The organism is Metabacillus sp. SLBN-84 (assembly GCF_053629595.1).
In genome coordinates, this window is sequence record NZ_JBRJIP010000001.1 from 3449667 (window position 1) to 3474881 (window position 25215).

25 protein-coding genes are annotated in these 25215 nt (G+C 44.5%); 12 read left to right on the forward strand and 13 right to left on the reverse strand.

From position 1 onward, the window contains the following. The 6 genes from RKD52_RS17500 to RKD52_RS17525 all read right to left on the reverse strand — a co-directional run bounded on the left by RKD52_RS17500 (nucleotide 1) and on the right by RKD52_RS17525 (nucleotide 6354). Nucleotides 1-480 carry a hypothetical protein gene (locus tag RKD52_RS17500; RefSeq protein WP_454100713.1) on the reverse strand — a complete coding sequence of 160 codons (480 nt, stop codon included), beginning with the start codon at nucleotides 478-480 and terminating at the stop codon, nucleotides 1-3. A gap of 157 nt (nucleotides 481-637) precedes the next feature. Further along, the gene (locus tag RKD52_RS17505) at nucleotides 638-1561 is read right to left on the reverse strand and encodes an FkbM family methyltransferase (protein WP_454100714.1); all 924 of its coding nucleotides are present in this window, start codon (nucleotides 1559-1561) and stop codon (nucleotides 638-640) included. Nucleotides 1562-1697: 136 nt separating this feature from the next. Beyond that, a complete protein-coding gene (locus tag RKD52_RS17510) occupies nucleotides 1698-2240 on the reverse strand; it encodes a CPBP family intramembrane glutamic endopeptidase (RefSeq protein ID WP_454100715.1) in 543 nt (180 codons plus the stop codon). A 600-nt stretch (nucleotides 2241-2840) separates the two neighbouring features. Then, on the reverse strand, nucleotides 2841-3707 hold the full coding sequence (locus tag RKD52_RS17515) for a Cof-type HAD-IIB family hydrolase (RefSeq protein ID WP_454100716.1): 867 nt from the start codon (nucleotides 3705-3707) through the stop codon (nucleotides 2841-2843). 1067 nt (nucleotides 3708-4774) lie between these two features. Then, on the reverse strand, nucleotides 4775-5128 hold the full coding sequence (locus tag RKD52_RS17520; RefSeq protein ID WP_029283627.1) for a YlbF family regulator: 354 nt from the start codon (nucleotides 5126-5128) through the stop codon (nucleotides 4775-4777). A gap of 89 nt (nucleotides 5129-5217) precedes the next feature. Then, on the reverse strand, nucleotides 5218-6354 hold the full coding sequence (locus RKD52_RS17525; protein ID WP_454100717.1) for a DUF445 domain-containing protein: 1137 nt from the start codon (nucleotides 6352-6354) through the stop codon (nucleotides 5218-5220). Between the two features lie 119 nt (nucleotides 6355-6473). On the opposite strand from RKD52_RS17525, the gene RKD52_RS17530 reads away from it, so the two are divergent. From RKD52_RS17530 to RKD52_RS17560, 7 genes are all read left to right on the forward strand, one after another. Next, nucleotides 6474-7859 carry a YheC/YheD family endospore coat-associated protein gene (locus RKD52_RS17530; RefSeq protein ID WP_454100718.1) on the forward strand — a complete coding sequence of 462 codons (1386 nt, stop codon included), beginning with the start codon at nucleotides 6474-6476 and terminating at the stop codon, nucleotides 7857-7859. Next, nucleotides 7856-9211, forward strand: a complete 1356-nt coding sequence (locus tag RKD52_RS17535) for a YheC/YheD family endospore coat-associated protein (RefSeq protein ID WP_454100719.1) — start codon at nucleotides 7856-7858, stop codon at nucleotides 9209-9211. The genes RKD52_RS17530 and RKD52_RS17535 overlap by 4 nt, the downstream gene beginning before the upstream one ends. Then, entirely contained in the window at nucleotides 9208-10257 is a 1050-nt protein-coding gene (locus RKD52_RS17540) for a YheC/YheD family protein (RefSeq protein WP_454100720.1), read from the forward strand. Before RKD52_RS17535 ends, RKD52_RS17540 begins: the two co-directional genes overlap by 4 nt. A gap of 22 nt (nucleotides 10258-10279) precedes the next feature. Beyond that, complete coding sequence (locus RKD52_RS17545) at nucleotides 10280-10492, forward strand: YheE family protein (RefSeq protein ID WP_029283618.1); 213 nt, start codon at nucleotides 10280-10282, stop codon at nucleotides 10490-10492. A gap of 44 nt (nucleotides 10493-10536) precedes the next feature. Then, the gene (locus RKD52_RS17550) at nucleotides 10537-10716 is read left to right on the forward strand and encodes a hypothetical protein (protein WP_454100721.1); all 180 of its coding nucleotides are present in this window, start codon (nucleotides 10537-10539) and stop codon (nucleotides 10714-10716) included. Between the two features lie 72 nt (nucleotides 10717-10788). Further along, entirely contained in the window at nucleotides 10789-11673 is an 885-nt protein-coding gene (locus RKD52_RS17555) for a PucR family transcriptional regulator (RefSeq protein ID WP_454100722.1), read from the forward strand. 124 nt (nucleotides 11674-11797) lie between these two features. Then, complete coding sequence (locus tag RKD52_RS17560) at nucleotides 11798-12910, forward strand: ABC transporter ATP-binding protein (RefSeq protein ID WP_454100723.1); 1113 nt, start codon at nucleotides 11798-11800, stop codon at nucleotides 12908-12910. Nucleotides 12911-13120: 210 nt separating this feature from the next. Here the strand turns inward: RKD52_RS17560 and RKD52_RS17565 are convergent, their stop codons facing one another. Further along, a complete protein-coding gene (locus RKD52_RS17565) occupies nucleotides 13121-13369 on the reverse strand; it encodes a hypothetical protein (RefSeq protein WP_454100724.1) in 249 nt (82 codons plus the stop codon). 257 nt (nucleotides 13370-13626) lie between these two features. On the opposite strand from RKD52_RS17565, the gene RKD52_RS17570 reads away from it, so the two are divergent. Together RKD52_RS17570 and RKD52_RS17575 are read left to right on the forward strand one after the other, a co-directional pair. Then, nucleotides 13627-13833, forward strand: coding sequence for an alpha/beta-type small acid-soluble spore protein (locus tag RKD52_RS17570; protein ID WP_029283608.1), 207 nt, complete (start codon nucleotides 13627-13629; stop codon nucleotides 13831-13833). Nucleotides 13834-14187: 354 nt separating this feature from the next. Next, nucleotides 14188-14325 carry a hypothetical protein gene (locus RKD52_RS17575; RefSeq protein ID WP_369735389.1) on the forward strand — a complete coding sequence of 46 codons (138 nt, stop codon included), beginning with the start codon at nucleotides 14188-14190 and terminating at the stop codon, nucleotides 14323-14325. Nucleotides 14326-14343: 18 nt separating this feature from the next. Here the strand turns inward: RKD52_RS17575 and RKD52_RS17580 are convergent, their stop codons facing one another. The 3 genes from RKD52_RS17580 to RKD52_RS17590 are packed head-to-tail and all read right to left on the reverse strand — an operon-like array spanning nucleotide 14344 to nucleotide 16597. Further along, nucleotides 14344-15081 (reverse strand): amino acid ABC transporter ATP-binding protein, encoded by a 738-nt coding sequence (locus tag RKD52_RS17580; RefSeq protein WP_454100725.1) that lies wholly within the window; start codon nucleotides 15079-15081, stop codon nucleotides 14344-14346. 15 nt (nucleotides 15082-15096) lie between these two features. Continuing rightward, nucleotides 15097-15798 carry an amino acid ABC transporter permease gene (locus tag RKD52_RS17585; RefSeq protein WP_454101259.1) on the reverse strand — a complete coding sequence of 234 codons (702 nt, stop codon included), beginning with the start codon at nucleotides 15796-15798 and terminating at the stop codon, nucleotides 15097-15099. Beyond that, entirely contained in the window at nucleotides 15785-16597 is an 813-nt protein-coding gene (locus RKD52_RS17590; protein ID WP_454100726.1) for a transporter substrate-binding domain-containing protein, read from the reverse strand. Before RKD52_RS17590 ends, RKD52_RS17585 begins: the two co-directional genes overlap by 14 nt. 183 nt (nucleotides 16598-16780) lie before the next feature. Here RKD52_RS17590 and RKD52_RS17595 point away from each other — a divergent pair, with 183 nt between their 5' ends. After that, the gene (locus RKD52_RS17595) at nucleotides 16781-17392 is read left to right on the forward strand and encodes an NAD(P)-dependent oxidoreductase (RefSeq protein ID WP_454100727.1); all 612 of its coding nucleotides are present in this window, start codon (nucleotides 16781-16783) and stop codon (nucleotides 17390-17392) included. Between the two features lie 48 nt (nucleotides 17393-17440). Here RKD52_RS17595 and RKD52_RS17600 read toward each other — a convergent pair whose 3' ends face one another. Both RKD52_RS17600 and RKD52_RS17605 read right to left on the reverse strand, forming a co-directional pair. Continuing rightward, complete coding sequence (locus tag RKD52_RS17600) at nucleotides 17441-19459, reverse strand: ABC transporter ATP-binding protein (protein ID WP_454100728.1); 2019 nt, start codon at nucleotides 19457-19459, stop codon at nucleotides 17441-17443. Then, nucleotides 19456-21213 (reverse strand): ABC transporter ATP-binding protein, encoded by a 1758-nt coding sequence (locus RKD52_RS17605; protein WP_454100729.1) that lies wholly within the window; start codon nucleotides 21211-21213, stop codon nucleotides 19456-19458. Before RKD52_RS17605 ends, RKD52_RS17600 begins: the two co-directional genes overlap by 4 nt. 507 nt (nucleotides 21214-21720) lie before the next feature. On the opposite strand from RKD52_RS17605, the gene RKD52_RS17610 reads away from it, so the two are divergent. Together RKD52_RS17610 and RKD52_RS17615 are read left to right on the forward strand one after the other, a co-directional pair. Beyond that, nucleotides 21721-22035, forward strand: a complete 315-nt coding sequence (locus tag RKD52_RS17610; RefSeq protein ID WP_454100730.1) for a hypothetical protein — start codon at nucleotides 21721-21723, stop codon at nucleotides 22033-22035. 171 nt (nucleotides 22036-22206) lie between these two features. After that, nucleotides 22207-22362: a hypothetical protein gene (locus tag RKD52_RS17615; protein WP_168713779.1), complete on the forward strand. Its 156-nt coding sequence runs from the start codon at nucleotides 22207-22209 to the stop codon at nucleotides 22360-22362. 423 nt (nucleotides 22363-22785) lie between these two features. Here the strand turns inward: RKD52_RS17615 and RKD52_RS17620 are convergent, their stop codons facing one another. Continuing rightward, nucleotides 22786-25110, reverse strand: coding sequence for a PBP1A family penicillin-binding protein (locus tag RKD52_RS17620; protein WP_454100731.1), 2325 nt, complete (start codon nucleotides 25108-25110; stop codon nucleotides 22786-22788). Nucleotides 25111-25215 lie beyond the last annotated feature (105 nt).

Below are 25215 nucleotides of genomic sequence, written 5' to 3' on the forward strand. Positions count from 1 at the left end.
CTATACGCCGGCAGATTCCATGACATAGTATTCTTTAAACGAGTAGCTGAACAGCTGGCGCTTGATCCTTCCTTTGTCACCGATCAGCCTGTACCAGCTTTGGCCCACATAAAGATGATTGGATAATAGAATTTCAAGCACATAGGCGATTCTGCTGTCTGCTTCTTCGCTCTCGATTTTCAATTTGCTTGAAAAAGCGAGAACAAAGTACGGTTTCTCAGAATCGAGCTCAAGCACCTGCAAATGATAATGATCGCCATGCTTACTGTTAAACTCCTCCAATACCTTCTCAAGACCGGCTTTTATGTCTATTTCGAATTTAGCAGCTTCATTCCAGTTTTCAATAAGCGCATCATAGAGCGACAGGGTCAGGATATAATGAGACGGATAGTCGGAAGGAGTGAATTCCTGCTTAGCATTTTGATCTTCCAGCGGCACAATAATAAACTTTTCATAGTTTGAAAAGAAATCCCCTTTCATCTCTTTCCCTTCTTTCTTTAGTTAGTCATTCAAAACGATGTAATTGACCGAGAGACTCAAGCTTTAAAAAAATAAAAATAATGGTACTTTATTATTTCTAAACATAACGCGAAATCCCTTCTCAAAAAATGAAAAGAGCTGTATGCAGCCCCCTCTTTCAAACAAGGGAATCTGCCAGCTCTTCATTGGTTGCAAGCAATAGATCTGTATGAACATACCGGGAATCAAACATGCTGTACAAGTCATCGATTGTGAGATTTTTCATTTTTACTAAAGTATCGTTATCCTGATAGACGTAGATTGTAAAATACCGGTTCAAATATGTGAAAAACTCCTTCACGTCCACTCCTGATTTTCCAAAGTATTCACTGTTGAACTCAATAAACCCGAGAACACACCGGCTTTGTTCAAAAAGACGCTTCATTCCTTTCAGAACAAACGCTTCGTACCCTTCCACGTCAATTTTGAAGAGAACCGTCTGGTCCTTCAAGTCATTTTTAAACAGCGAATCAACTGTGATGGCCTTTACTGAGACCTGGTCAATCATACTGTGGGACGGTTTATAAGAAGCAGAAGAAGTTCCAGACCAGTGGTTATCAACGAAAAATTCCTTTTCCTCCCCGTCTTTATCAGATGCAAACGCATGAATGATCCTGATCTGCGCTGAATTAGGATGCGCATCCCTTGATTTTTGGATATATGTAAGCAAATTGCGGTTTGCTTCTATCCCGTAAATCTTGGCATGCTTTGGATAAGGAACAGAAAAGATGCATTCTCCGTAGTTGACGCCAATGTCTATGACGGTATCCGGCTGCAGGATTCTTACGGCGTTTTCCCAGAAAGACAGAAGTCTTTTTTGCGTGACGCCGCCGCTGATCAGCAGGGCCCTCCCTCGGTTTTCCTTTGCGTCAACGTACAGGACGTTCGACGAGGGCATCACGACTTTGTCAGGAAGCTTCCTGATATCAAGTGTTTTGTATTTCAGCAGGATCCCTGCATCAATCAGCCCTTTCCAGAGCTTCGGGTAATGCTCCCACATTTTCATCAGAAACGGCTTGCGGACTGCTGCTTTGTTTATCATGATGAGCCTCCTTTTTCAGCATTCTTACGTATTTCTTATTAATCTATAAAAATCCTTTTAAAAGGGATACAGATTAACATAGAATTTACAAATGCTTTTTGAAAAATAAAAAAGATCCTTATAAAAGGACCTTTCACTATTTATGCGTATTTTTTGATGACGGCAAAACATTCGCTGATGCAACTGAAATGACATGGTTCCGTAAAATTGAATTGCTTTCTGTCGGCCTCACCTTATTTTCTTTCGTCAAAACATTTATATTTTTGCTGATATAGAAAACCAGCATGACCGCAGAAACCACCAGAATGACTAAATTAGGCACCATCTTAGTATGTAAATCATCAACAGTCAGGATCATCGTGAATTCAGGTGAATCAGGTGAAAAAATAGATAAAGCCATTAAGGTTGAGTTATTCAGGATATGAGCCGCCACAGGAACGAGAATATTGTCTGTTTTAAGGTAGAGCAGCGTGACGATAAACCCGAACATGACTCCCCCGATTATGTCAGAATGAAAGAGGCCGAACAGTACATTTGTTATCACAGCACTTGCCAATAGATTTGTTTTCTCGGCTAAACGCTTTAAAAGCAACCCTCTGAATATAAACTCCTCAGCAATCGGGCCTGCCAGACAAATATTTATCCCCAGCAATAGATAATAAAAGGTGTTCGAGGGCACCGGAACCTCCTCACTTAACATCTCTTCTACCATATTTGGAAAGATAAAAGACATTGTGTAATTTGTTAACCAATATGCCCCTAGAGAAAAAACAATCAAAAGAAAGACCAATCCCGGAATAAGCGGTAATTGCTTCTTTAACCCTCTCATGTAAAAGACAGCAGAAAGGCTGTACTTCTGTTTTTTGAATTGAAAAGTAAACCATAGAAGCGGAAAAACACCTAATAACCCATAAGAAAAAATAACGTAAAATAAGGAATCATCTTCTTTAGGCACACCCAGGATCAAACAATATCCTGTTAATAGAAGGATGCAGAACACAAGTCCTGAAAGTAAGAAGGAACGGATTTTCATGGAGTTGAACATAACAGTACCTTTCATAACATGCTTTTTTTCCAAACTTTGTCTTTCATATCATAACACAAATGGAAAAACCTGTTGTCCCCTTATAACCAATATGTTCAAGAAATCCTTTTTCCCGCAGAAAAAGAACCCGTGAATGCATGTATTCACGGGTTCTTTGCATATTTTTATATGAAATTTAAGTGATGCTTCCAAAATATCTGGCCAAAACTGAGTATGATTCTTTATTCCCCGGCACTAGCGGTCCACCTTCAGTTTATCCAAAAATTCAATGCGGTGCTGTTTTCTGAAATGTTCTTTGACCATGTAGGCAACTCCCTGGTCATCGTTGCTTCTTGTTATCCAGTCCGCTGCTTTTTTAACGGCATGAGGAGCATTTCCCATTGCCACGCCCAAACCTGCGAGCTCAATCATGTTCATATCGTCCTCTGCATCACCGATTGCAACCATTTCCTCCTGTGCAATGCCGAGATGCTGGCCGATCAGCCTTAAACCATTTTCCTTTGAAACTCCTTTTGCTGTTATCTCAAGCATGGAAGGGTTCTTCACTCTTACTGTAATACCTTCAAACGCATTGGCAAGAAGATTCTCTGCCTCAAGGCATGACTCTGCCTCAGAGAAATAAACATCAAGCTTAGGTGCAGCGAGCGGTTCATCTCTTAAATTTTCCCCAAGCGATTCGACGAATTGAACAGGATAAAAAAGCGGATCTTTTGGACTCAGCAGCGTTTTCCCCAAAATAGAAGAAGATACCTTTTTCCGGTTGCCAAGCGAAAACCGTTCGTGCACGATGCGCACGTTGCAGTCGAACGTTTCCAGCACCTGAACGAGGTTAAATGTCTTTTCCTCTGAGATCCTGTTTTCATACAGCGATCTGTCCACTTTATCAGAAACAAACGCACCGCTGTGAGTGACCAGCAAATTATTTATCTTCAGTGCCTTTGCAAGTTTTTTTGCCATCTGAAAATGACGGCTTGTCACGAGAGTCACATAAACTCCCTTGTTTTGCACATATTGGACCGCTTCCCTTGTTGAAGGTTCAAGACGGCCGTTTGAACGGAGCAGGGTTCCGTCAATATTTAATGCCAGTAGTCGGTAGATCACAGTGAATCCCCCTTCAGCTGATGTCTGATTTCTAATATAGGAATATGTCCTTTTGAACTGAAATAGAACGATAGAAAAGCAGATATGCCTTAACAGAAAAGGAAAGAGCCATGTAATTGAACAAACGCAAACAGCTCTGAAGCATGTGCCTCAGAGCTGTTCTATAAGTTAAAACCCCGATATTTGATTTTCTCCCATTGTTTCAGGTCCTGTTACCCGCAGGATCTGAACGCAAAACGGCACTGACGGTCATCCCCATAACCGCAGACCAAAGAATAGGTATAATAAAAACGCTTACATTTATTATTACAAGTTTTTTCCGTTTTGACAAGAGCTTTTCGCGAAAAAATGTAAGCGGTTAAATAATTCTTTTATTTCGAAAAGTCGAATTTTAAAGCGTCGATGGGGGATGGCAGCATTATTACGGAATGGCGCTACTAATGAGGGTCCTTTTCCGACAAAAGTGGCAGTTCTCCGGGGAGTGGCGCCACTTATGGGGATCCTTCTCAGGCATAAGTGGCAGCACTCAGGGGAATGGCGCCACTTATGAGGGTCCTTCTCCGGCATAAGTGGCAGCACTACAGCGAATGACACCACTATTGGGTATCCTTCTCCGTTAAAAGTGGCAGCACTACAGCGAATGACGCCACTATTGGGTATCCTTCTCCGTTAAAAGTGGCAGCACTACAGCGAATGACGCCAATATTGGGTATCCTTCTCCGTTAAAAGTTGCAGCACTACAGCGAGTGATGCCACTAACCAGGATCCCTCTCCAAAAAAAGTGGCAGCACTACAGCGAGTGATGCCACTAACCAGGATCCCTCTCCAAAAAAAGTGGCAGCACTACAGCGAGTGATGCCACTAACCAGGATCCCTCTCCAAAAAAAGTGGCAGCACTACAAGGATTGGCGCCACTAACGAGGATCTGATTGATAAAATATCACATGCTCAACATTAAAAAGGGTAGCTCCTCTTAGAAAGGTCCTTTCACGTAAAAAAAACCGAACTAATTATAGCTAGTTCGGTTTTTCCAATGACTTATATACGTAAGTCACATCTTCTTTTTATTACTGCTCAAGACTCCCATAAAGCTCTTCAAGCGGCTTCATGATGATTTTGTTGAGTTCTGCAATTGTCATGCTCATGCGCTGTTCTGCTTCCATGAGCTTAGAGATTTTGTCGTGCTGCTGAACGAGAGCAACGGATTTTTGCGCCTGTTCAATTTCATCCTGTGTGATTTCCTGGCCGGACATTTGCTTTTGCTGAAGGTTCAGCTGAACGTCTCTGAAGCTTTCAAACAGCGTGCGTGCCGAGCTGTCTGAGTTCACTTCATCATAAAGGTTTTTTAATGTTTTAAAATCATCGCTTTCGCGAAGTGCTTTCTCAAGGCTGTAGCCTAAATCATATACATTTGCAGACATAATTGTCCTCCTAACATCTTTTCGCCTTTTACGCAGGCTCCTACCACTATAACAGACTATTCCCGGAATTTCATTTCGTGCCCATTCCGCTAGTTCATCAGCAGGACGATTATCCCCTGAAGTGCCCCGATGAGACCTCCAAGCAGTGCGCCCAGATACGTGATCATCGTAAATTCGCGTCTTGAGATGCCAAGCACCATTTCTTCAAGCCGTGAAACTGAAAAAGATTGAACCTGTTCTTTGACAATATCGTGAAGGTGCATCTGTCCAAGCATGTGATCCAGGTTGTTATGCAGATAATCAACGGCTTTTGCCGTCATTTTTGGAATCAGGTCCTCCTGTATCCATTCAGAGTAAGGCATTAAATACTGTGAAACCGGTGCGTTCAGCCGCTCTTTGATGCCGATTTCTTTGAGGATGGCTTCTTGTGCTGCATCAGCAAGATCTTCGAGCCTGAATTTTTCCGCAGCTTCGCCAACATTCAGATTCTGTATGTTTGCCCATTCTTTTTCGAGGACAGATGTAATCAGCCGCTTTGTTTCCCCGTTGCGGAGAAATTTTAGAACTTCCGGCTGCACTTTGTCAAATACACTTGTGTTTCCGAGGAACATCTGGACCATGCCGCCGAGCATGCCCCTTTCTGCCAGAAAATCATCAATCATCCGTCGCAGGCGCTGTTTTCCTTCATCGCTCTGGAAATAGTCACTGCCTTTTTTCAGGATAAAATCTGCGGCCTGCGGAATAGACTGCTGAATTTTCTCAAGAAGTGTTTCCGGGAGAGCTTCTTTGATGGAAAGATCTTTATAATGAGCTGTTTTTTCTGCTATTTTTTTACCCAGCAAATCCTTAAGCCATCTTTCTGCCTTGTCATCCAGGTCCTTTATGCCAAAATCTGCTGCAAACTCCGTCACGGTTTTGCTGCTTGAAATCAGCTTTTCCGCTTCTTTGGCTGTCCATAATGTCAGTGTCTGATGAAACTCTTCATTGGCAAGCTTCCGCTTGATGCCGTCCGGAGTGAGGAGGTGCCCCACAACCATTTTCCCCATTTGATCTGCCAGTTCATCACGCCGTTTAGGAATCAGACCCGGAGTAAACGGAACCTTTTTCCCGAATAGATACTTTGCTTCATGCGGCTTAAATAGCATTTTGATGGCGAGATGATTTGTTACCCCGCCGATCGCCGCTCCAATCACGACCATGAATACGATTGTCATTAATGCTGTCATCTTCATCTACCTTCCAAAATCTCACCGTTTGAGTAATTTTTCATAAGATGCTTCTATCAGCTTCTGCCTATAGGAATATTATAGAGCTTGTTAGAAAAGTGAGCAAATGAGGGTTCTGTATGGTGACCGAAAAAATTCAGATTAAGGCCGCACGCAAGGAACTGCCGGGCAGATGCATTTATATCAGCCGGTCTTTACGCGAAGCGCTGAACATTCCTGCCGGCGCAAGAGTCCGGGTGATGTGCGGGAGGAATAGTCTTTTTGCACAGTTCGTAAGTATAAGGGAAGAACATTCCCTCGTCTCCATCCATCCGGAACTTTTGAATGAACTTGCCCTGCCGATGCACCCATTTGCCGTCAGCATGACGTATGACCGGAGAGTGAAAACCGTCAAGCTTGGACCTGTAATTGCGGTGCTGACAGAATGTGAAAAAGCAGGACTGCCTCAGTCACTTGGAAAAATGGATGGCTTTTGCAGGGAGCTTGCTTCCTGCAGCCTTGAGAAAGGTGTCCTTTTTTATGTGTTTGATCTTTCAGGCTTTGAAAAATCCGAAATGCGAGGGTATACGCTTTTTCAGGACAAATGGCTGGAAAGCACAGTTCCTTTCCCCGATGCTGTTCACAACCGCCTTCACTCCCGCGCGCTTGAGCAGTCAGAAGCTTTTATGGAGATGTCTTCTCATTTCATCCGGGAAAGAATTCCTTATTTCAATGACCGGTTTTTAAACAAATGGGAAGTCCATCAGATTCTAAGTCAGGCCGGAGCACTCGCGCCGCATCTGCCAAGAACAGAACTGCTTGCTTCAAAGGGGATCTTTGAGATGATGGTGAGGCTCTTCCCCGTCGTTTTTTTAAAGCCTGCAAGCGGCAGCCTGGGCAGAAGGATCTTCCGGATTTCACAGACGGATGACGGCTATGAGCTTGATTATTCGACCTTCTCAGGCCACCTGCTCAGGCATTACGTATCGGCAGATGAGCTTTTCAGGAGCCTTTATCCGAGAATAAAAGAGGAAGCTTTTATCATTCAGGAAGGCATAAGCCTGTTGACCTTTCAGGACAGACCGCTTGATTTCAGGATTCTGTGCCATAAACGGAACATGGCGGAGTGGGCTGTGACTTCGGCGGTTGCCCGTGTTTCTGCTGAAAATCAATTCGTGGCCAACCTTGCAAGGGGCGGGTCACAGCATCCAATTAAACGAATACTTGAAGAGTCATTTGCTGCAGAAGACGCATTTCACATCCGCAAGCTGTTAAATGAACTGTCCATTGAAATGTCAAAAGCACTCAGCATGTATGCGGGCGGGCTGTTCGGTGAATTCGGCATTGATCTTGCCGTGGATTTGGCAGGTCGTCCCTGGATTATTGAAGTGAACACGAAACCTTCTAAACATCAGGATGACAGGACGGCAGCCGGTCCGAGACCGTCGGCCCGCGCCATTATTGATTACTCCCTTTTCCTTTGCCAAACCGGGAGAGAAAAAGATGAATCCGGAGGTGTTTTATGAGTTACCCGATCAGCCTGAGCTTTACTGACTCCTTGATGCTGACCCTCCCGTCTTCTTTCAAACATGAAGCAGCAGGCGAAATCAGCCAGGTCGTTTTTGGTTCTTCCGTACGCGGCTGCACGGTTGATTTTCATGATAAACATGAAATCAGACTGTCAAAGGATTTGTTTGATCACCTTCATCTTCCCCTTCAGAAAACACAGGTTTTTGTACACGGTGAATCTGTTTATTTTGGACCTCTTGTCGGTATTTTCACAGCTGGTTTTACGGATTCCATCCTGAGGCCCATTGGAAGCCGGTCTCTTCTGTTTGCGAAATTTCTGACTGCTCAAAGGGCTGCAGGCGTGGCAGCGTATGTTTTTGGCAGTCACTCCATTGACTGGCTTTCGGGTACAGTCAGCGCCTGTGTCTTTGATGACGATGGATGGAGGCGGACAACGCTTCCTCTGCCAAATGTGGTGTATGACCGGCTGCCGAACAGGCAGATTGAAGACCACCAGGCCATACAGGAGATCAAAAGACGTTTGAGTGTAGAATATGGGATTCCCTGGTTTAATCCCGGTTTTTTTGACAAATGGAACATCCATCAGCTCCTGCTTGCGAGTCCTGAGGCATCAGCCTATTTGCCTGAAACTTTGCAAGGTGCGGACGTGTCAGACATTCACACTATGCTTGTCCGCTGCGGCAGTGTTTTTTTAAAGCCGAAAAACGGCAGTCTCGGCCGCGGCATCTTTCAGCTTATTTATGAACCGGAAAAAAAGGAGTACTACAGCAGGTACCGCTCCGGCACTGACAGGAACATTTTGAGGAAGTACCAGTCTCTTGATGCCTTTTTTACCCATTCCTTCGGTGACCGGAATCCTGACGAGTATGTCATCCAGCAGAGCATAAAATTGCTGAAGGCAGACAAGCAGAAATTGGACTTTCGTGTCCACACCAACAAAGACGGCAGCGGCCGTTTTCAAGTAACAGCCATCGCAGCCAAAGTAGCAGGCAGAGGAAGTGCCACAACTCATCTTGAAAACGGAGGGGCAGTCAAGACGCTCCATGAGCTTTTCCAGACTGAGGCTGAACGGAACTATGCCTTTCGGTCACTTAAGAAAGCGGCACTTCTTTTAAGTGAGGAGATTGACAAAGGCACCATCGGCCACATAGGAGAAATCGGTTTTGACCTTGGCATCGATACTGACGGTGCGGTCTGGCTGTTTGAAGCAAATTCAAAGCCCGGAAGATCAATCTTTTCACATCCTGACCTCAGAGAAGCAGACAGGATGTCAACTGAGCTGTCGCTTCAATACGCGAAGTATTTGACGAGGAAGGCGATCGTCGAGCCGGAGACTTTATTTACATGACAGCGCGGCGGCCGCTTGTCGGTATTCTTGCAGGAGAAGGAATAGACGGTGCGGTCTTTCATGGAGACGGCACCTTTTTCAAAAGCCTGCAGTATGAAGTGCAAAAAGCCGGGGAATTATGCTGTGTGGTGACATTGAGCTCTTTTCATGAATCTGGAGTCAGCGGCTTTGTCTACAGCCGCAGGCATCAGCAATGGGCAAAAGTCGAGCTGCCTTTGCCGCTTGTCATCTACAACAGGCTGCCGGACCGTGCAGCAGAGGAGACGACTGGATATCGTCTGTTTATGACACGGATGAAAGCTGAAAAAATTCCGTTCTTTAACCCGTTTTTTTTCAATAAATGGGATGTCTATTGTCTTTTGAAGCAGAAACTGAATACATCCCTCCCGCGCACACACAAAGTGACGTCTCATAATGACATTCTGATGTTTATGAACGACTGTCCGTCCGCCTACTTAAAGCCGGTGGACAGCAGCCATGGCCAGGGGATTTTTCGGATCCGCAAAGAATCAGCCGGGTTCAAGCTCACGTCAGCTGACGGATCTGACACCTGCTATAAGGATTTAAGGACTGCCTGCGGTCCCTTTTTAAATGGGTATCTGATTCAGGAAGTAGCCCATACAGACACCGTCCTGGGCAGAAAATACGATTTAAGGGCACTGGTTCATTTAAGCCGCTGGGAGTTTACGATAACCGGCATTGGCGTTCGTGCTGCAGGCGGCCCAGCCCATCCGACAACGCATGTGAAATATGGAGGAACTCTCCTTCCATTTGAATCTGTCAGGGAAAAGGCTGATCTGGATCACTTGCAGGCCATCTTGAGCACAGCGGGATACGAGCTTTCCAGAAGCTTCGGGCTGATCGGGGAATTTTCTGCAGATATCGGTCTGACAGAGAAAGGTCCGGTCATCTTTGAACTGAACAGCAAACCGATGTCCTTTGATGAAGCTTCTATTCAGAAAAAACGGCTGAGCCGGCTTCTTTCTCTCTTTTTTGAACTCAGTAAAGGAACCGCTTTCCAATCTCCCCGACTTCCATTAAGATAAATGTACAAGGGGGCGATGGCTGATGATTACACACTTCCAATGGAAGCCTCTTTTCAAACAGGCAAATTTGCCTGGATGGAGGGTTTCTTTTTATTTTAAAGGCATCCGTTATGATGCGGTCTATCATAAAAACGGCGAAATTGAATGGGAAAAGGCTTCACCCGCAGCAGAAGATGAAGAGGCGATAAGGTCTCAGATTCATGAACTCATGCTCTTTCATGTCTATGACGGTTAATTTCCGCTTCCCCTCCGCACAATAGGGAAAAAGGAGGCGAAGCCATGAAAGAGGAACTGAAAGATACGGAGTATGAGGGCCGGGACAAAGCCTATCTGGATATCGACCGGATGATCAACGAAGGTTTGTCAGGAGGTTCTGTCCACAGCAGATATCACTCCGCAAATATTGAAGAAGCCCGCGACCTCGAACAGGAGGAGCCGCCGGCAAAAAGAGAGAGCTAGGCTATCGCCTGCTCTCTCTTTTTTATATAATAAGGACAGAACCCTTTAACCGGCAGAGAAAGGAGACAGCCTATGATTGAAAAATTAGCAGCCCATTATAAAGATGCCTTTTCTCTTGCCTTTTCGCATGAAAAGAAAGGCTACAAGTGGTATAAAACAGATGAAGGACAGGTTTTCGGCATATTAAGCGAAGCTGTAACTGAAGAAGAAGAAAATCTGCTTGCAACTCTTTATACACCCTATGCCCCTGGTCTTGGTGAGCACAGCGAGCGCTCCCTCAAGTGGCTTCACTATTTGTACGGGGACGGCGGACCCCCTTTTACCCCCTCTGCAGATGCAGTCAGATGCTATTATTTTTTCAGCAGGCAGCCTGTTTCTGACAGGCAGAGCTTTGAAGAAGCGATGCAGGGATCGATTCCATCTTCTGTTATTCTTTGGATCAGCCAGCACAAGGGCATCATCTTTGAAGATCATCCCGAGCCCGTTATTGATAAAGAAAGCATCGACCAGTGGATTGATTCGTTCACAAGTGACTTTTTCATCGAGCTTTACGTCTGCATCGGACAGCTTAACAAACTGGATGCCGGGGTAAAAGAGAGAATTCGAACTGAACAGACAGGCTTTGAAGAGATTTGTCAGTCCTTCAGGATCAAACAATGCATCACCTTCTCAGAAGCTCTTCCCGTTTTCTTTTTAAACGGCAGTGTATCTGACCAGCTCTTCTCGGAATTCCTGACAGAATCACTGACAGACACAGAGCTTGTCCAGACACTCAAGGTGTACTTTGAATGCAACCTGAATGTCTCGCTTACTGCAAAAAAACTGTACATGCACAGAAACAGCGTGCAGTACCGGATTGATAAGTTCATTGAAAAAACAGGGCTTGATGTGAAGCATTTTCATGAAGCAGCAGCAGTTTCCCTCATGATGAAGTACATCGAACAAATGGCTGATTGACTCTCTGTACACGTTGCACGAAAACCCTTACATTTTTTTGTGCAACCTGTCCATAGGCTTATCCTCTGAAATGGCTTACACTGAATCTATAAATAAAACGCTTTCACTTCAGAGGAGGATTCACATGGCTGAGCTTAAATTAGACCACATTTACAAAGTATATGACAACAAAGTAACAGCGGTTGAAGATTTCAACCTTCATATTCAGGATAAAGAATTTATCGTATTCGTAGGTCCGTCAGGCTGCGGTAAATCAACAACTCTTCGCATGATTGCAGGACTTGAAGAAATTTCAAACGGAGACTTCTCAATCGACGGAAAACGCATGAACGATGTTGCTCCTAAAGACCGCGACATCGCAATGGTATTCCAGAACTACGCGCTATACCCGCATATGTCTGTATACGACAACATGGCATTCGGACTGAAACTCCGTAAATTCCCTAAAGACGAGATCGACCGCCGAGTTAAAGATGCTTCCCGCATTCTTGGCCTTGATCAGTACTTAGACCGCAAACCAAAAGCACTTTCAGGCGGTCAGCGCCAGCGTGTTGCACTTGGACGCGCAATCGTCCGCGACGCTAAAGTATTCTTAATGGATGAGCCGCTTTCAAACCTTGATGCTAAACTGCGCGTTCAAATGCGTGCTGAAATTTCAAAGCTTCACCACCGTCTGCAAACGACTACAATCTATGTAACGCATGACCAGACAGAAGCCATGACAATGGCAACACGTCTTGTCGTCATGAAAGACGGCATCATCCAGCAGGTCGGAGCTCCTAAAGAAGTATATGAAAAGCCTGAGAACCTCTTCGTTGGAGGATTCATCGGATCACCTTCCATGAACTTCTTTACAGGCCAGCTGACTGACGGAAAGTTTGCAATCGGCACTCAATCAATCGCTGTTCCAGAAGGAAAAATGAAATACCTCCGCGAACAGGGCTATGTAGGAAAAGAACTGATCATGGGTGTGCGTCCTGAGGATATTCACGATGAGCCGGTCTTCATCGATTCATCTGCAGGATCAAAAATCCAGGCTAAAATTGAAGTTTCTGAGCTTATGGGTGCAGAAACAATGCTTTATTCAAAAATTGACGGACAGGACTTCATCGCACGCGTTGATTCACGCACAGATGTAGCACCTGACCAAATCATTGAGCTTGCGCTTGATATGAACAAAGCTCACTTCTTCGATAAAGATTCAGAAGCGCGCATTCGTCCTGCGAGCGAGAAATAAGAAAAGCGGAAGCGTCCGTTTAGCTCAGATAGACAGAAAAGAAATCCCCCAAAAAGTCCGGTTTTGACTTATTGGGGGATTTTGTTCTGGCAGAAGAGTTGGAAGGTGGAGCTATACATCGAAGCGCTAAACTTACTTATTTTTGAGAAATAAGAAAAGCGGAAACGCAAAAACTGCCTGAGACAGCTCAGGCAGTTTTTTTATGCAAACTTATTCCTGAATCTCCCTTACCTCTTCATGTAAACAGTTCATACATGAAAACAAATGCACACAGCGGTGTGCTTCAAGTGATTCCCGCACTCCGTCAAACAGCTTCATTGTATCAATCTCCATATACGCACTGTATTCATCAAGGTAATCTGTCATTTTCCCATGATCAATCATAACAGTCTGGCAGTTTGGACAGCTTGCAGCGCCTGCTTCATCGCTGAATCCATTGCATAGCGGACACATATTCATTCTGATCACCTGCGGACGAGTTTTTTTCTATCTTCCCTTACTTTCTTCTACTTTATGTAACATGCAATTTTCCATAATATTTACCATTTCAGGTTCGTGCATAATACCGCTCATTCTACCCATAATACCTAGTAACAGCAACGAACAACCCGCTGCCAACTCACATAGTGGGTTAGCCGAGACGGCCATGAACCTCATGCACTGGTGCAACTCCAGAGAACCCAAAAAAACTATACTACATCAAGGAGTGTTATTACATGGCACAATCACGCAGCAATTCTTCAAACCAACTAGTTGTACCTGGTGCACAACAAGCAATCGATCAAATGAAGTACGAAATCGCTTCTGAGTTCGGAGTTAACCTTGGACCAGAAACAACAGCTCGTGCTAACGGTTCTGTTGGCGGCGAAATCACTAAGCGTTTAGTTTCTTACGCTCAATCTAACATGGGCGGCAAATTCTAATAACACAACTGCATAACATGGCTTAAAGGACCCCCGGCATTCTGCTGGGGTCTTCTTTGTTAATTTTGAAGGTTTACCCGTTCCCTTTCGCTCCAGTCACTTGCTTTCCGCGGGGAGTGCCTGGAGCCTCCTCGCTGCGCTTGCGGGGTCTCCAGCGCCCTCTTCATCCCGCAGGAGTCAATTGCCTTCCGCTGCAGTCCACTAAATTTCTGATTGTATTTACTCAAAGCAGAGCTGTTCATAAAAAGAACCTTCATCATTCTCCCTATAATCCAAAGTAGTTTCTTCCCGCTAGTATCAAACAAGTTCCTGCTTCCATATATATAGAGAAAACGTCCATGAGGAGAATGCTCCATGCTCGAAGCGATTGATTGGAAAGCGGTGACTTTCGTTTGTGTAAGTCTTGCGCATGAGATGGTTGTCCATCTTAACATGCCCCGGGTGTATTATTTTGAACAGGAAAAAAAAGAGCTGATAAAGCAGGCAAAATAAAAAGAGCAGGCTTTCCGCCTACTCTTCAAGCTTTCTGAGGAATTTTTTCGTCCGTTCTTCTTTTGGCGAGTTGAACAAGGCTTCCGGTGTGCCCTGTTCGACAATGACTCCCCCGTCCATGAAGATCACTTCATCAGCTGCTTCTTTTGCAAATCTCATTTCATGCGTTACGACAACCATTGTCATTCCATCAGTTGCGAGATCCTTCATTACTTTCAGTACTTCACCTACTAATTCCGGATCAAGCGCAGAGGTTGGTTCATCAAACAGCATAACCTTAGGTTCCATCGCAAGAGCTCTTGCAATGCCTACACGCTGCTGCTGGCCGCCTGAGAGCTGAAACGGATAGAAATCCATTTTGTCTCCCAGGCCGACTTTCTCAAGCAGGACCTTCGCTTTGTTTCTCGCTGTTTCTTTGTCTGTTTTCTTAACAATCACTGGCCCTTCAATGACATTTTCCAGGGCTGTTTTATGAGGAAACAGATTATAGTTTTGAAAAACCATTCCTGTATTGCTTCTGAATTGTGTAATGGTTTTCTTAGGGACAGGCTTAGTAAAATCAAGTGTTTGCTGATCAAGCGTAATCCTGCCTTTATTCGGCATCTCAAGCACGTTCAAACACCGCAAAAACGTTGTTTTGCCCGAACCTGAAGGACCGATGACAACGACTACTTTCCCTTTTGGAATATCAAGATTGATTCCTTTTAAAACGTCCAGTTCACCAAAGCTTTTGTGCAGCTCTTTAATTGAGATCATGCGTATTCTCCTTTCTTATTTTGCAACATAGCGGTCCAGCTTTCCTTCAATCTGCTGCTGAACGACAGAAAGGATAAAACAGATGATCCAGTACAAGAGTCCTGCCATGGAGTACATCAGCAGAAATTCGTAATTCGTTGAAGCAATTTCCTGAGCCTTTCTGAACATCTCTGTTACAAGAATTAATGAGGCAAGTGACGTGTCTTTCACCAGACTGATGAACGTATTTGAAAGCGGCGGTATCGACACCCTCGCTGCCTGCGGCAGAACGATGCGTTTCAGTGTCTGGGAATAGCTCATTCCAATTGAGTATCCCGCCTCCCACTGGCCTTTCGGTGTTGACAGAATCGCCGCTCTCATGATTTCAGAAGCATAGGCCCCGACATTCAGAGAAAAACCGATAATTGCTGAAATGAACGGGCTGATTGTCACCCCGATACTCGGCAGGCCGTAAAAGATAATGAACAGCTGGACAAGCAGCGGCGTGCCTCTGATAATGGAGACATAAAACCGTGCGATCCACTGCAGAGGCTTAACCGTTGAAATTCTCGCAAGAGCTGTCAGGACGGCTAAAATCAGTCCGATTGCAAACGTGATAAGCGTAAGCGGCAGGGTATAATACAAAGCTCCCTTCACCAAAGGGAGAAGGGAACTTTGTGCAATATTGGCCAAACGTTCTAAACGTTCAGGATCTGCAAAAATGTTATTCAGATACATCTTCGCCAAACCATTTCTCTGAAATCTTCTTGTACGTGCCGTCTTCTTTCATTTCAGCAAGTGCTTTATTGACCTCATCCACTAATTTTCCGCTGTCTTTACGGAACATCAGACCGCTTTGTGCAGCATCCTTGCTTTCATCCACGATTTGAATCGGTGCGTTTTTGCGCTGATTCTGGAAATCGAGAACAGAAAGCTTATCATTGATGGTTGCATCAACACGTTTGGAATTAATTAAATCGATTGCCTGTGTAAACCCTTCAACACCTACAAGCTCAGCTCCGTTTTCTTTCGCAATTTCACCGTAGTTGCTTGTAAGGGATTGAGCCGCTTTTTTGCCTTCAAGATCTTTAAATGACTTAATGTCTTTGTTGTCTTTATGAGTCACAAGTACAGCTGCAGATGAAATGTACGGATCAGAGAATGCATACTTCTCTTCGCGTTCCGGTTTAATGCCGACCTGGTTTGCAATCATGTCAAAACGCTTGGCATCAAGGCCTGCAAACATGGCATCCCACTGTGTTTCTTTAAACTCGGCTTTCACGCCAAGGCGTTTAGCAACCTCCTGTGCAATTTCCACATCGAAGCCTGTCAGTTTGTTGCTGTCATCATGAAACGTAAACGGCGGGTATGTACCCTCTGTTCCAATCACAAGCACGCCTTCTTCTTTTACTTTATCGTAAAGTCCGGCGTCACCAGCCTGCTCTCCTCCGTTCTTTTTATCGCCGCCTGTTCCGCAGGCAGCTAAAATCAGTGCTGAGACTGATAAAAGTGCAATTAAGCTGAATAATTTCTTCATCGTTAAACCCCCAGTAACCTTATCGGATTTTATATTCATTACGTTAGAATATTACTCGGATTGCATATGGCTGTCAATCTATTTGTTTCCGCTTTTTTAGTGTAACCAGTTCTTGCCTGCGTATGTTTTTATTCTGAGGGTATTTTAAAGTACACTAAAAGAAAAGAACTGGAGACTGATACGATGAACATTGCTTTATTCGGAGGAACCGGAAGAGTCGGCAGAGCTTTCTTAAAAACAGCTTTAGAAGAAATCCACCATGTGAGGATGCTTGCTCGTGATCCGCAGCAAGTGGAGGCTCATGTACAGGTCATTGCGGGAAATGCGAGAGAGCTTTCAAGCATTGAAAAAACGTTGACCGGCTGTGACGCAGTAGTAAGCTGTCTTGGCACTGACGGCAATGATACTCTGACAGTTGCTGTGCCTCTGATCATTTCAGCTATGAAAAAAGAAGGCATAAACAGGATTATTACAATTGGAACAGCAGGGATTTTGCAGGCAAGAACGGCACCTGATCTGTACAGATTTCAGTCAGGCGAATCCCGCAGAACCCTCACCCGCGCAGCTAACGAACATTTAAATGCCTATTTGTCCCTGAAAGAATCGGGGCTGGACTGGACTGTCGTGTGCCCGACCTATTTGCCGGATGGGGAATTGACAAAAACATTTAGAATGGAAGAAGATTTTCTGCCTGAGGAAGGAAAACAAATTTCTGCAGAAGATACGGGATATTTTGCCTATAAAGTGCTTGCGGAAGATCTTTATGTGAAAAAACGCGTTGGAATTGCTTACTGACAACATGAAACAACTTAAAAAGAGCGCCCGATGAGGACGCTCTTCTTTTTAACCTGCAAGGGAATTTTGTTTTCCCTGCTGCAGTTCATACATTTGATAATACTTGCCTTTTTGTTTCATAAGCTCTTCATGGCTGCCCCGCTCGGCAATCTCGCCGCGGTCGAGCACAAGAATCTGGTCTGCATTCTTAATCGTTGAAAGCCTGTGGGCAATGATAAAGGTTGTTCTTCCTTTTTTCAGTACCTCAAGCGCTTCCTGGATGACCGCCTCTGTTTCGGTATCTATACTCGCTGTTGCTTCGTCGAGAATCAGGATGGCGGGATCAAATGCAAGTGCTCTGGCAAATGAAATGAGCTGCCTTTGTCCGGATGAAAGCGTGCTTCCTTTTTCAATTACCGGTTCATCGAATCCAAGCGGCAAATGTTTCAGGAGTTTGTCAGCACCTACATCAGTTAGTGCCTTTTCAACTTGCTCACGTGAAATCGCAGGGTTGTTCAGACTGACATTCGCGGCAATGGTTCCGGTAAACAGGAACGGGTCCTGAAGCACAATCCCCATATGCTCCCGCACTGTCTGGCGCGGCATCGACATGATGTCTTTTCCGTCTATCATGATTTTCCCTTCCTTGGAGTCGTAAAAGCGGAAGAGAAGATTCATTATCGAACTTTTTCCTGAACCGGTATGGCCGACAAGCGCAACCGTCTCGCCCTGTTTTGCCTGGAAGTCAATATTCTTCAGGACATATTCGCCTTCCTTATAGCCAAACGAGACATTCTCAAACGTAACATCGCCCTTGTAGCGCGGCTCTTTCTTTTCGCTGACATCGATCCCTTTTTCATCAAGCAATGTAAAGACTCTCTCTGCTGAGACGCGTGCTGTTTCAAGCTGGGCAAACTGATTGACAATGCCTGTAATCGGCTGGAAAAGCCGGTTAAGATAATCAACAAACGCATAGAGAACTCCGATTGATACCATGGAACCGACACCGATCGAGGCGCCCCCAAAATACCAGATCAGTGCAACAAAGGCACAGTTTCTCATAAATCCAACCATGTTGTGCGAAAGTAGAGAGTTCAGGCTCAAAAGCTTGTTTTGATAATGAAAATGCGAATCATTCATCTCTTCAAATTCAGCTCTAGTTTCTTCCTGTCTCCGGAAAGCCTGGATGATCGTCATCCCTTGGATGGATTCATTGATCATTCCGTTAATGTCACTGACGAGCGATCTGATCTTATGGTTGTAATCTGATGCATACTTTCTGTATACCACACTCCATACTGCAAGAATCGGAAGGATGACCATACAGATCAAGGCAAGTTTCACATCAAGCAGGAATAACGCAACAAAGATTCCTGTAATATAAATCGCACTTGTAAAGAACGTCGACAGAACCGCAACGAACAGCTCTCTGATCGCCTCTGTATCATTTGTAATCCTAGCGACGACTTTCCCTGCAGGGAGGTTGTCAAAATAGACAACCGGCAGTCTTTGAATATGGGCAAAAACATCCTGGCGCATTTTCTGGATAATCCTGTTGGATGTAACCTGCAGAAAATAACGCTGTCCGTAATGAAAGAAAGAGGCAAAAACAAGCAGGCCGAAATAAATAAAAATTAACGTCAGCAGCCCCCCGATTTCAGGTTCATAAAAAGCAAACAGCTCTTTAGAAGACAGCTTCGTTCCCTGATATGACTCGGACTGCTCTCCCTTTGCAATGGTGACTGTATTTCCGTCAGCATTGCGCTCTCCGTCAAACTGAAGCTCACCTGGGATAAAATAATAATCCCGCTGCACTTGGAGGATGTGCACTTCTTTCCCTTTTTCCTCACCGGGCTCAAAATAATCTTCCCGTTTGTAAAAGGAGCCATTATAGGCAGTCGTCTGCTCCCCTTTTTCTGTTTCATACCATGTTTTTTCGATGCCGAGAATATGGTCATCAATCATTTTCTTGGCGATGAAAGGACCGGTCAGCTCTGCGCCTACGGCAACCGTAAGCATCAGGAGAGCTGCAATCAGCGTTTTTTTATAAAGGGCTGCATAGCGGAATAATCGTTTTCCTGTGCTCATGCTCCCACCCCGCCTTCGTTTTCAGCTTCAATTTGCTGGCGTTCAAATTGCTCCTTGTACCAGCCATTTTTTGCAAGCAGCGATTCGTGCCTGCCTTCCTCGATGATTTTCCCTTCATCAAGGACGATAATCCAGTCTGCATGTTCAACCGCAGACAGGCGGTGCGTTGTAATAAAGGTTGTTTTTCCGGCACGCTCACTGCGGATATTCGAGATAATGGCCGTTTCCGTTTTTGCATCTACGGCTGAAAGCGAATCATCCAGAATTAGAATTTCAGGATCTATCAGAAGAGCACGTGCAATGGAAATCCGCTGCTTTTGGCCTCCTGACAATGCGACTCCCTTTTCTCCGACGAGCGTGTTCAAACCCTCTGGAAGCATCTCAAGATCTTTTCTGAAAAACGCAAGATCAATGGCCTTATTCAGTTCTTCATCTGATCCGTCTTTTTTCCCGAAGAGAATATTTTCTCTTACCGTTCTTGAAAAAAGGACATGATCCTGCGGGACATACCCGATAAACCGCTGCAGCGTTTCAAGTGGGATTTTTTCAATCGGAACACCGGATATCAAAATCTCTCCGCTTCCTGCAGGATATTGTCTCAAAAGCTGTTTGACAATTGTTGTTTTTCCGCTGCCGGTTTTGCCGACAATCCCGATTGTTTCTCCCCGCTTGACCGAGAAGCTGACGGCGTTTAAATTCCCCACGTTTGAAGATGGGTACCTGAATGTGACATTTTTGAATTCAATGGATTTAGGCGAACTTACCTGCACCTGCTGATCGGCATTTTTCACATCCGGCTCATAGGAAAGAGTATCATTGATTCTGTCCAGCGAGGCATTGCCGCGCTGCATAATATTAATCAGCTCGCCAATCGCAAACATCGGCCAGATCATCATGCCAAGGTAAACGTTGAAGGAAACAAGTTCACCAAGGGTAATTTCATTATGGAAAACGAGATACGCTCCGTATCCGAGACCAATTAAGTAGCTGATGCCGACAAGCAGCTTAATCGTCGGTTCAAACAAGGCATCAATTTTGGCTACATGAACATTCTTTTTGTAAACATCATCAGTCAGTTCGTTGAATCTGTTCACGTCAGCCTGTTCCTGAACATACGCGCGGATTACCCTGACTCCAGATACTGATTCCAGCACCTGATCGTTCATATCCCCAAATGCATCTTGAGCAGCCGTGAACCGCGTATGAATCTTCTTCCCGTAAATCCCCATGGCGATTGCCATGATCGGCAGCGGAAGAATGGCTGCAAAGGTCAGCTTCCAGCTGATGAGTATCCCCATTGTTAAAAGGATCGTCAGCATGAACATGCTTGAATCAACCAGTGTCAGGATCCCAAAGCCGGCAGTAGTCGATATCGCTTTTAAATCGTTTGTTGCACGGGCCATTAAGTCACCCGTTCTGTTTTTTTCATAAAAACGCGGTGTCATGACCAAAAACTGGCCCATCAGCTTGGATCTCAAAATTCTCTCAGCGAGATGTGCTCCGCCAAATAAACTGTACATCCAGAAGTATGATAAAAAATAGACAAGTACACCAAGACCGATAAATAATACAATGTACTCCACAAGCAAATCGCTAGTAAAATTCCCTGTCTGAATATCATCAATCGCGTTCCCGAGCAGCTTTGGAGGAATAATCTCCAGAACATTTACAACGAGCAGCAGAATAATCGCTGCTGTATAACGCTTCCAGTATTTCTTAAAAAACCATCCTAATTTCCCTAAAACTGCAAACATGCTTTCATCTCCCTTAAAACTTCCTTTTAACTATCTAGCCGCTTTCCGGATCGCCTTTCTTCACGCGTTTTTCAGCTTTGCTTACCCAAACATTCATTTCATTTCCTCCTTCTTTTGTTTTAAAAATATAAAAAAGGCACATCTCTGTTTAGAGATCTGCCTTTTTACACAAACATAAAAAGGCACATGAGTATACAGTGCAGCATACCCCGTGCCTTTTGCTTACAAGTATTTAGAGCAAAAACTCTAAATAGCCGGAAGGCAAGGCGGGGCTGCATAAAAACGGTTTTTGCGATCGAACTGACGTGCAATGAACTTTTTCATGTTGTACCCCTCCTTTACCATTTTTTTGATTTTATTCCTAAAATAGATTACCATTCGTTTCATTATTTTGTCAATTAAGATTTTTCGCTATTTTTCTCATTTTTATAAAGACAGGTTTCAACATCTTAAAAACAAGGTAAAGAACACTATCAAACGACATAGGAAAATCAAAGGAGGAACATGATGAGCCAGTTAGTATCCACAAGTCTTTGTACTCAGAATCCATTCAGAATGGACCAGCTGATCAGTTTGAATCAGCTTGCCAAAAATTATAGCGGGAAGGTGTATTTCATAGCTGGAAGACGAAGCATTGTGGATGTTTCAAAACTTCCTTCTTTGATAACGTTCTCTCTTATGATGTCAAGCTCAAAGCAGATAAAAGTGTTAATTGACGGTGAAAATCCAGGCGAGCTTCTTGCTGAAATGGATGACATCTGTTCAACAGAATCACGCTTTACATCAAGCTTTCTGAATACAGCTGAAAAAGTAAAGGTATAAAGCTCCAGGGTTTTTACAAAAGATAATGTCAGGACACCCTGTTTTCAATCCACCACAGAAAAGGAGACCGCTGCTATGATCAGAACTATTTTAATCGTAATTGGAGCAATCGTCGTAATCGGCTGGCTGCTTAACGTTATCCTATAAAAACCAATAAGGGAGAGGAACCTTATGTCTGAGCACAAACAAGTAAATGTTGAACGAAAAGAAGAGCACAAGACAAATAACAGCCTTCTTGGCGCCACTTTTATCAAATACACAGCATATCTTGTTATTTTCTTCGGAATTATATGGTTTTTAATTACTTATATTATGCCAATGTTTTAGGATAGAGAGTTTTAAAACCGCGTTCTTAAATGAATGCGGTTTTTTGTTGTGTTTTGTTTTGTGTTGGTGGTGATGGGAGCTGGTGCCATCAAGCTTCTGATTTCCGATGTTGATGGTTCTATTCTGCTTGTTTGGAACCACCAAACTTCTGCTTACCCTTTTTGATGGTTCTATTCCACCCGTTCGGAACCATCAAGCTCCTGCTTTCCCGTTTTGATGATCCTATTCCACCCGTTCGGAACCATCAAGCTCCTGCTTTCCCGTTTTGATGGTCCTATTCCACCCGTTTGGATCCACCAATCTTCAGGTTCATGCTTTTGATAGTCCTATTCCCCCGCCCAAAAAACTCCCGATCGCAAGCCAGCCATTCCACCCGAAATCCGCATAAAAAACCGAACAGGAGTCTCCCTGTTCGGTCTAAAATTAACCGCCCCCGCTGTCTGCCGGAGGTGCAGCAGGCTCTTCAGGCTCTGCTGGCGGTTCCTCAGGTTCTGCCGGCTCAGCTGGCTCAGCTGGCTCTGCCGGTTCCTCAGCTGGCGGCTCGGCTGGCTTTTCTTCTTCTTTTTTCTTCTCTTCTTCTTTTCTTCGTTCCTCTTCTTTTCGTGCTTCCTCTTCTGCTTTCCGCGCCTCTTCTTCTGCTCGTTTAGCTTCTTCTGCTGCTTTTTTTGCTTCCTCATCCTGACGCTTTTTCTCGTCTGCTTTTCTCTTTTCTTCATCGGCTTTTGCTTTTTCTTCCTGCTTCAGCCGTTCCTGTTCTTCTTTTCTTGCTTGGGCATCTTGTTCTGCCTTTTTGTCAGCTTCTTTTTTTCCTTCTTCAGACCGTTTCTTTTCCTTTTCCTCTTCGCCTGTCTCTTTTTTCTTCACGGGCTTCTTTTCGTCATTCTTAACCTGCGCAAGTTTAAAGTCTTCAGGCTTTTCGTTTTTCAGTGCTGCATCCATTATGACTTTATAGAGCGGTGCAGCTGTTGCACTGCTGGACGTATTCAGGTAATGATTTTCATCTGTCTGATCGTAGCCGAGCCACAGCGCACCGACTACGTTCGGTGTATATCCGACAACCCACTGGTCCTTTGTCCCGTCGATGCCGTCAATGCCAAGCTGGGTGGAACCTGTTTTCGCCGCAAGCTCATGCTTTTCGAGCCCGGCTTTTTTTCCTGTTCCTTCTTTGACAACCCCAAGCATCATGTGTGTCATCGTTTGAGCTACTTCTTTTGTCGTTACTTCTGTTTCTTTCTTTTTCCATTCCGCAATGGTGTTGCCCTGCACATCAACAATTTTCGTGATCGCATGAGCTTCTACGCGCGTGCCGTCATTTGGAAAAGCGGAATAGGCTTCTGCCATGTTAAGGGGTGCAACACCTTCATCAAGTCCTCCGAGTGCAAGACTCAGGTTGCGGTCATTCTCTGTAATCGGCAGGCCGAAACGCTCTGTCGCATCTACACCTTTTGCAACGCCAATCTCATTTAACGTCCAGACGGCTGGCACATTATGGGATTTCACCAGAGCTTCATACATCGTAACCTCACCGTGATAGGAACCATCAAAGTTCTCTGGCTTATAACCGTCAATGTCAAGAGGCTTATCCTCAAGCTTGGAGTTTACAGTCATCCCGTTTTCAAGAGCCGGCGTATAAACCGAAATCGGCTTCATCGTTGAACCGGGCTGCCTCTTCAGCTGTGTAGCCCTGTTGAATTGCCTGAATGAGTGTTCTCCGCGGCCGCCGATCAGCGCCTGGACTCCTCCTGTTTTAGGGTTAAGGAGAACCGCACCGCTTTGCACGAGCTGATCTCCGCCCAAGTCAGGGAAATTCGCATCGTCTTTAAAAACATTCTCGATCGATGACTGCATATCCTGGCGCAGTTCTGTATGAATCTCAAACCCGCCGGCAAGAATTTCATTTTGCGTTAATCCGTATTTTTTGATCGCTTCTTCAATGACGTGATCCACGTAGGAAGGATAGCGGCCTTTATATTGATCCAGTTCTTTTCTTTCAAGAACGACTTTTTCATTTTTCGCTTCGTTCATTTCTGCTTCAGTAATTACTTTTTCTTCTTTCATCAGTTTCAGAACAACGTCTCTCCGGTCAAGAGACTTTTCCATATTCTTGACTGGTGAATAATTTGTCGGGGCTTTAATCAGGCCGACCAGAATTGCTGATTCGTTAAGGGTCAGGTCTGCAGGCTCTTTTCCAAAATATACTTTTGAAGCCCGCTTAAGTCCCCAGGCACCCTCTCCGAAATAAACTTTGTTTACGTAAAGTTCCAGTATTTCTTCTTTTGAATATTCGTCTTCAATCTTCTGAGAAATAAAATACTCATCAAATTTCCGTTTAAATGTCTGATCGTGAGTAAGCAGGGTATTTTTGGCAAGCTGCTGTGTCAGCGTGCTTCCTCCCTCTACAACTCCTCCCGCCAGCACATTCTTGAATGCAGCACGGACAATTCCGATATAATCGATCCCATTATGCTTGTAGAAATTCTGGTCCTCTGTTGCCTGAAGCGCCTCATAAAAGTGTTCGGGCACATCTTCATACTTGACCCATTCCTGTTTGGAGCTTGAGATCTTGCTTGCGATTTCTCCGTTCTGATCATAAATAATTGTCGGGGCGTTTGCTCGTTCTTCCAATTTGCTCACATCCTGCGATGCAATAACTGAGTTGTGCACCATAAAGACAAGGATGACTGAAAGCAGCACGAAGATGAGCAGTTTCATGAACACACCCTTAATTGAAAATAGTGACTTAAACATGAATAACCCCCTGATATAGAAAAATAAATCCTATCTCTTATTACCCCAATTACAACAGGTGTACGCCTATTTATGAAAAAATGTGTCCGCCATAGCTAAATTTCT

Excerpts from the sequence above, each read along its gene's own strand:
- RKD52_RS17500 (WP_454100713.1), bottom strand. The coding sequence starts at position 480 with ATGAAAGGGGATTTCTTTTCAAACTATGAAAAGTTTATTATTGTGCCG.
- RKD52_RS17505 (WP_454100714.1), bottom strand. The coding sequence starts at position 1,561 with ATGATAAACAAAGCAGCAGTCCGCAAGCCGTTTCTGATGAAAATGTGG.
- RKD52_RS17520 (WP_029283627.1), bottom strand. The coding sequence starts at position 5,128 with ATGTCTGCAAATGTATATGATTTAGGCTACAGCCTTGAGAAAGCACTT.
- RKD52_RS17525 (WP_454100717.1), bottom strand. The coding sequence starts at position 6,354 with ATGACAGCATTAATGACAATCGTATTCATGGTCGTGATTGGAGCGGCG.
- RKD52_RS17530 (WP_454100718.1), top strand. The coding sequence starts at position 6,474 with ATGGTGACCGAAAAAATTCAGATTAAGGCCGCACGCAAGGAACTGCCG.
- RKD52_RS17535 (WP_454100719.1), top strand. The coding sequence starts at position 7,856 with ATGAGTTACCCGATCAGCCTGAGCTTTACTGACTCCTTGATGCTGACC.
- RKD52_RS17540 (WP_454100720.1), top strand. The coding sequence starts at position 9,208 with ATGACAGCGCGGCGGCCGCTTGTCGGTATTCTTGCAGGAGAAGGAATA.
- RKD52_RS17545 (WP_029283618.1), top strand. The coding sequence starts at position 10,280 with ATGATTACACACTTCCAATGGAAGCCTCTTTTCAAACAGGCAAATTTG.
- RKD52_RS17550 (WP_454100721.1), top strand. The coding sequence starts at position 10,537 with ATGAAAGAGGAACTGAAAGATACGGAGTATGAGGGCCGGGACAAAGCC.
- RKD52_RS17555 (WP_454100722.1), top strand. The coding sequence starts at position 10,789 with ATGATTGAAAAATTAGCAGCCCATTATAAAGATGCCTTTTCTCTTGCC.
- RKD52_RS17560 (WP_454100723.1), top strand. The coding sequence starts at position 11,798 with ATGGCTGAGCTTAAATTAGACCACATTTACAAAGTATATGACAACAAA.
- RKD52_RS17565 (WP_454100724.1), bottom strand. The coding sequence starts at position 13,369 with ATGAATATGTGTCCGCTATGCAATGGATTCAGCGATGAAGCAGGCGCT.
- RKD52_RS17570 (WP_029283608.1), top strand. The coding sequence starts at position 13,627 with ATGGCACAATCACGCAGCAATTCTTCAAACCAACTAGTTGTACCTGGT.
- RKD52_RS17575 (WP_369735389.1), top strand. The coding sequence starts at position 14,188 with ATGCTCGAAGCGATTGATTGGAAAGCGGTGACTTTCGTTTGTGTAAGT.
- RKD52_RS17580 (WP_454100725.1), bottom strand. The coding sequence starts at position 15,081 with ATGATCTCAATTAAAGAGCTGCACAAAAGCTTTGGTGAACTGGACGTT.
- RKD52_RS17585 (WP_454101259.1), bottom strand. The coding sequence starts at position 15,798 with ATGTATCTGAATAACATTTTTGCAGATCCTGAACGTTTAGAACGTTTG.
- RKD52_RS17590 (WP_454100726.1), bottom strand. The coding sequence starts at position 16,597 with ATGAAGAAATTATTCAGCTTAATTGCACTTTTATCAGTCTCAGCACTG.
- RKD52_RS17595 (WP_454100727.1), top strand. The coding sequence starts at position 16,781 with ATGAACATTGCTTTATTCGGAGGAACCGGAAGAGTCGGCAGAGCTTTC.
- RKD52_RS17600 (WP_454100728.1), bottom strand. The coding sequence starts at position 19,459 with ATGAGCACAGGAAAACGATTATTCCGCTATGCAGCCCTTTATAAAAAA.
- RKD52_RS17605 (WP_454100729.1), bottom strand. The coding sequence starts at position 21,213 with ATGTTTGCAGTTTTAGGGAAATTAGGATGGTTTTTTAAGAAATACTGG.
- RKD52_RS17610 (WP_454100730.1), top strand. The coding sequence starts at position 21,721 with ATGAGCCAGTTAGTATCCACAAGTCTTTGTACTCAGAATCCATTCAGA.
- RKD52_RS17615 (WP_168713779.1), top strand. The coding sequence starts at position 22,207 with ATGTCTGAGCACAAACAAGTAAATGTTGAACGAAAAGAAGAGCACAAG.
- RKD52_RS17620 (WP_454100731.1), bottom strand. The coding sequence starts at position 25,110 with ATGTTTAAGTCACTATTTTCAATTAAGGGTGTGTTCATGAAACTGCTC.